3 protein-coding genes are annotated in these 5,936 nt (G+C 61.8%); all 3 read left to right on the forward strand.

What is annotated here, in order from left to right:
• The first annotated feature begins 287 nt into the window (after positions 1–287).
• Genes ACN0SO_RS05960 through fabD form a run of 3 tightly spaced genes read left to right on the forward strand, consistent with a single transcriptional unit; the run spans position 288 to position 5,925 of the window.
• Positions 288–1,922: a cyclic peptide export ABC transporter gene (locus tag ACN0SO_RS05960; RefSeq protein WP_417675553.1), complete on the forward strand. Its 1,635-nt coding sequence runs from the start codon at positions 288–290 to the stop codon at positions 1,920–1,922.
• Positions 1,923–1,924: 2 nt separating this feature from the next.
• Positions 1,925–3,571 (forward strand): cyclic peptide export ABC transporter, encoded by a 1,647-nt coding sequence (locus ACN0SO_RS05965; RefSeq protein WP_417675555.1) that lies wholly within the window; start codon positions 1,925–1,927, stop codon positions 3,569–3,571.
• A complete protein-coding gene (fabD, locus tag ACN0SO_RS05970; RefSeq protein ID WP_417675557.1) occupies positions 3,571–5,925 on the forward strand; it encodes an ACP S-malonyltransferase in 2,355 nt (784 codons plus the stop codon). The genes ACN0SO_RS05965 and fabD overlap by 1 nt, the downstream gene beginning before the upstream one ends.
• Positions 5,926–5,936 lie beyond the last annotated feature (11 nt).

A 5,936-nucleotide genomic window follows, 5' to 3' on the forward strand; every position in this document is an offset into this window, starting at 1 on the left:
GGGAGGCCACCGCGATGCGGTAACACCCGGATTTTTAAAGTGATGTTTTTGCCCGTAATCCTATGGATGCAGGCCCGATGTAACTTGCGTGGACCCTGTGAGGTGAATAGCATTGGCCGTCTCAAATGGCGGCGGGCCAGCCTGAAAACACGACGGTGCCCGGTCTGTCTTGCGGATGGTCCCAGCAAGGCGGGCAATGCGGCTTTATCGGGACTGTGTAGTAGTGACAGGCGGGATGCCCGTGTAGGCGCCAGTCGGGGGGAACACGCCAAAATGGTAGGTTTTGCATGAATATCCTCCGCCTGCTCAAGGGTGGGCCGCCAGCAAGCCGCCGTTTTATCTTTACCCTCACAAGCTTGTCGGGGCTCGGAAACGCCGGTCTCGTCGGTCTGATCAACCAGGCGGCGGAACAGACGCTGATCGGCCAGAAGGTCGGACTGCAGCTGATTGTCCTCTATCTTCTGACGCTGACCTTCTTCCTTCTATCCAACCGATCTTCCCTGCATCAGGCCAACCGGTTCGTGCAGTCGCGCCTGGAGGCAACGCGCCGGCGCATCGTCAACAAGATCAGGAAGGCCGACCTCAGGACCCTGGAGCGAATGGGCCATGGCGATATCTACGTGACGGTTGCGCAGGAGACGGATCACCTGTCGCAAAGCCTGCCGCTCATGATCGGCGCAGCCCAAAGCGCGTTCCTGCTGTTGTTCCTGCTTTTGTACATCGCGACCCTGTCGCTGATCTCCTTCATCGTGGTCGGCGGTTTCTTTGCGCTCGGGCTCTATTTCTTCCTGGCCCGGCAGAAGGCGCTGACCGCATCGATCTCCCAGGTGCACTACCGCGAGGCGGAAATGCTCGACACCCTGTCGCATTTCACCCTCGGCTTTCAGGAAATCCGCCTGAACGCGGACAAGAACGAAGCCCTTTTCAGCCATTTTGCCGATGTTTCGGACCGTTTGAGAGAAGTTGTCGTCGGATTGGGTGGGCGATGGGTTGCGCTTCTGCAGTTCAGCAATGCCTTCTTCTACATGCTGATCGGCGTCGTGGTGTTCGTGCTGCCGCTCTTCTTCGAAGGCTATACGGACACGATCTACAAGATCACGGCGGCTTCCGTCTTCTCGCTCGGTCCCATGGCGGCCATTACCTCGGTGGTGCGCCTTGTCGGGCGCGCGGAGTCCGGTCTGGGACATGTCTATGCGCTGGAAAAACGCCTGGACGAACACGCGCCGCCGCCGATCGGTCCGTCGCCGCGGGAACGGTCGCCGTTCCGCTCGTTTTCCTCCATCGAGCTCTCCGGAACCGTCTTCCGCTATGTGGATGGCGAAGGCAATAATACCTTTTCGGCCGGGCCGCTGAACCTGTCCCTGCAAAGGGGGGAAATCGTGTTCATGACCGGGGGCAACGGCAGCGGCAAGTCGACCGCGCTCAAGCTGCTGTGCGGTCTCTACACGCCGGACGAAGGGCGTATCCTGTGCGACGGTGTCGAGATCGGCAACGAAAACCGGCAGGAGTACCGGGAGATCTTTTCCAGCATCTTCACCGACTTCTACCTTTTCGACCGGCTTTACGGCATCGTCGATGCCGAGCCGGAAGACGTGGAACGGCTGATTGCGCGTATGGAACTGAGCGACAAGGTCGGGTTCGAAAACGGGCGTTTTACCACCAGCGACCTGTCGACCGGACAGCGCAAGCGGCTCGCCATGATCGTCGCCATGCTCGAGGATCGGGAAATTTATCTCTTCGACGAATGGGCCGCCGACCAGGACAGCCACTTCCGCGACGTCTTCTACCGGGAAATTCTTCCGGACTTCAAAGCCCGCGGCAAGACCGTGCTCGCCGTGACCCATGACGATCACTACTGGGATTGCTGCGACCGCCGCGTGACGCTGGATCTCGGCATGATCCTCCCGTCCGGGGAGGCGTAACCATGGCTCTGGTCGACTTCATCAAGGGCGCGGACGCCCGCCAGCTTCGCATCATGCTTGCGCTGACGCTGGTGGCGGGCCTTGCCAACGCGTCGCTGATCGTCGTCATCACCAAGGTCGCGGAGGAGGTCGCCAAGGCCGGACATCCAGGCACCATCGCCTGGGTCGTCTTCTTTGGCGCGTTCGCGCTCTACTATCTCGCCAACCAGTTCGCCCTGATCCGGTCCCAGGCGATCATCGAGGACCTGCTCAACCGCAAGCGCCTGGAGATCGCCGACAAACTGCGCAAGACGGAACTCCTGATTGCCGACAAGCTCGGGCGGGGCCGGCTCTTCAATCTGGTGGCCAAGGAAACCAACCACCTGTCGGTCACCTTTCCGCTGATCATCGACGCCTTTCAGCAGACGATCCTGCTGGCCATGGCTTTGCTCTACCTGCTCTACCTGTCGCCTGTCGGTTTCATCGTGTTCCTGGCGACGGTCTTCGCAGGCGTTCTCGGCTACAAGGCGATCGATAAAAGGTATCGCGACATCCTGCGGCTGATCGAGCGCATGCAGGCCCAGATGCTGGATGCGATCGGCGACATCATTCACGGCAGCAAGGAGCTTCGGCTCAACACGAAGCGCAGCGAAGCCGTCGCCGCCGCCTACCGCAAGCGATCGCATGTCCTTGAACGGCTTCTGGTGCGATCGGTGGAGCACTGGGTCTCGCTGATCCTGCTCGGCAGCCTTGCGACGTTCCTGATGCTCGGCGTCGTCGTCTTCGTCTTTCCCGAATATGTCTCGGGCCACAAGACCGTCATCTTCCAGGTGATCCCCGTCCTGCTGTTCTGCATGGGCACCCTGTCGAAGACGGTGGCGCAGTCGCCCATGTTCATGCGCGCGGAGGTCGGCCTGCAGTCGATCCTGACGGTCGACCGGGAACTGTCCGCCGCGACCAGCACCACACCGGAAGAAGCGCGCCGCCTGTCCCGGCCGTTCCTGGATTTCTCGACGATTTCCTTCAACGGGATCCGGTTCAGCTACAACACCAAGGACCCGGACGCCTATTCGGTCGGGCCGCTGGACTTGACGCTCACCCGCGGCGAGGTCGTCTTTCTCGTCGGTGGCAACGGCAGCGGGAAATCGACCGCGCTGAAAATGATGACCGGCCTCTATCCGCTTCAGACCGGCTGGATCGGCGTCGACGAGGCCGCCGTTTCAGGCAAGGCGGTCGCCGGCTACCGGGAGCTGTTCTCGTCCGTTTTCGTCGACTTTCACCTGTTCGACCGGCTCTACGGGGTTGAGGATATCGATCCGGGACGGGTCAACCGCCTGATCGCCGAATGGGGACTGGCCGACAAGGTGACCTTCGAGGACGGCCGCTTCAACCAGCTTCACCTGTCGACAGGTCAGCGCAAGCGCCTTGCGCTCATTGCTGCGGTTGTCGAGGACCGGCCGGTCTATGTCTTTGACGAATGGTCGGCCGAGCAGGACGTGAATTTTCGCGATTATTTTTACACTTCATTCATCCCGGAACTGAAAGCACAGGGGAAATTGGTGATTGCGACGAGCCACGACGAAAAATACTGGAATGTCGCGGATCGAGTGGTCAAGCTGGATCTGGGCAGGATCGAGTGGATCAAAGATAAGGTCGAGCTGGAGCCGTAATGAAGACCTTTATCTTCCCGGGACAGGGCGCGCAGCAGCTTGGCATGGGCCAGGACCTGTTCGCCCGGTTCAAGGATCTGACAAACCAGGCGGATGACATCCTTGGCTACAGCATCGCTGAGCTGTGCCGGGTCGGTCCGATGGAAAAGCTGAGCCAGACGGAATATACCCAGCCCGCGCTCTTCGTGGTCAACGCTCTCCAGTATCTCGCTCACATGGAAGACAGCGATGACCGCCCCGCCTACCTGCTCGGGCACAGCGTTTCGGAATATGTTGCGCTCTTCGCCGCCGGTGTTCTCGATTTCGGTGGCGGGCTCAAGCTCGTCAAAAAGCGCGGCGCCCTGATGGCGGAAGCCCGCGGCGGCGGCATGGCCGCCGTTCTCGGCCTGGAGGCTGCCGCCATCGAGGACCTGCTGCGAGCCAAGAACATTGCCGACGTTTTTCCGGCCAATTTCAACACGCCCAAGCAGATCGTCGTCTCCGGCCGCAAGGAGGCGGTGGTTGCCGCCGAAAGCCTTTTCCTGGAAGCAGGCGCGAGCCATTACAAGGTGCTGCCCGTCAGCGGTGCGTTCCACACGCCTTTCATGGAAGACGCCCGTGTGCGTTTTGAGGAATTCGTGGCGGATACCGAATTCGCGCCGCAGCAGGTTCCGGTGATTTCCAACGTCACTGCCCGCCCGCATGTGGACGCCGAGATCCGCCGGCGCATGGTGGAGCAGATCACAGCGCCGGTACGCTGGTCGGAAAGCCTGCGCTATTTGATGGCCAAGGGCGCTTCTTTCGCCGACACCGTGGAAATCGGACCCGGCGGGCCGCCGGTCGTGCGGCCCATGTTCAAGCGCACCGAACTGGAAGCAGGCCCGCTCGACGTCGCGGTTCTGGAGGCGGAAGAAACCGCCCGTCGCGAAGCCTTGCAGAAAGAAGTCCTGCAGGATCAGGTGCCGGAGCCAACGAAAGGCCCCGCCGAAGAGAAGCCGGTCGCCAGGGCCAATGGCGCTACCTCCAGCTTCGGACGGTTTTCCATGGAAAACCTCGGATCCCGGGCCTTCTGCGACCTGTTCGGCCTGCGCTACCCCTATGTCAGCGGCGCCATGTACCGAGGCATTGCCTCCACCGACATCGTCATCCGCATGGCACGCGCCGGATTGCTCGGCTTTTTCGGCGCCGCCGGCCTGCCGGTTTCCGAGACGCGGGAGGCGATCCGCGAGATCCGCTCGCAAATCCCGGATGGTGCTGCCTTCGGGGTCAATTTCATTGCCCATCTCAACCGTCCCCAACTCGAGGACGACCTGACCGACGTGCTGCTGGAGGAAGGCGTGACCGCCGTCGAGGCCTCCGCCTTCATGGAAGTCACCCAGGCTCTGGTGCGCTACCGGGCGAAAGGGCTGAAGCGGGACGGGGGCAAGGTTCGGGCGGCCAACAAGGTCATCGCCAAGGTCTCCCGGCCCGACGTTGCCTCCCAGTTTCTGAGTGCCGCGCCCGAGCCGGTCATCGCCAAACTGTTGCAGGCCCGTGCGATCACCGAAGACGAGGCGGAGTTGCTGCGCAACGTTCCGATGGCCGATGCGATCTGCGTGGAATCCGATTCCGGCGGCCACACCGACCAGGGCATGCCCTTCGCCCTGATCCCGCCGATCCTGAAGCTGCGGGACGAAGCTGAACGGCGTTTCCCGGAATTCGGCAAGCTGTTCGTCGGTGCCGCCGGCGGCATCGGCACGCCGGAAGCCGCCGCCGCCGTTCTGGTGCTCGGGGCCGACTTCATCGTCACCGGCTCGATCAACCAGTGCACGGTGGAAGCCGGAACCAGCGACGCGGTCAAGGACATGCTGGAAGGCATCAATGTCTATGACACGGCCTACGCCCCTTCGGGTGAGATGTTCGAACTGGGCTCGAAGGTGCAGGTCCTGAAGAAGGGCGTGTTCTTCCCCTCCCGCGCCGAACGGCTGGTGGCGCTTTACCGCCAGCACGAGAGACTGGAGGCGATCGACCCGAAGCTGCGCAAGCAGATCGAGGAACGCTATTTCGGGCGCAGTTTCGACGAGGTCTTCGCCGATGTGGCCCGCACCTATCCGGCGTCCGAAATCGAGCGCGCGGAGAAAATGCCCAAGCACCGCATGGCGCTGGTCTTCCGGCGCTATTTCCGGGATACCTCCGACTGGGCGCTCAACGGAAATATCGAACACAAGGTGGATTTCCAGGTTCATTGCGGCCCAGCCCTTGGCGCCTTCAACCAGTGGGTTGCCGGGACCGGGCTTGAACCGTGGCGGGCACGTCATGTGGATGACATCGGACTTAATCTGCTCGAACAGACGGCGGAGATGTTGAACCGCCGCCTGTCGGTCATGGTCGGATAGGGGGACCGGTC

The organism is Roseibium sp. (assembly GCF_048260565.1).
GTDB lineage: Bacteria > Pseudomonadota > Alphaproteobacteria > Rhizobiales > Stappiaceae > Roseibium.

Bases quoted from the DNA above. Each gene is read 5' to 3' on its own strand.
- ACN0SO_RS05965 (WP_417675555.1), top strand. From the start codon at position 1,925: ATGGCTCTGGTCGACTTCATCAAGGGCGCGGACGCCCGCCAGCTTCGC.
- ACN0SO_RS05960 (WP_417675553.1), top strand. From the start codon at position 288: ATGAATATCCTCCGCCTGCTCAAGGGTGGGCCGCCAGCAAGCCGCCGT.
- fabD (WP_417675557.1), top strand. From the start codon at position 3,571: ATGAAGACCTTTATCTTCCCGGGACAGGGCGCGCAGCAGCTTGGCATG.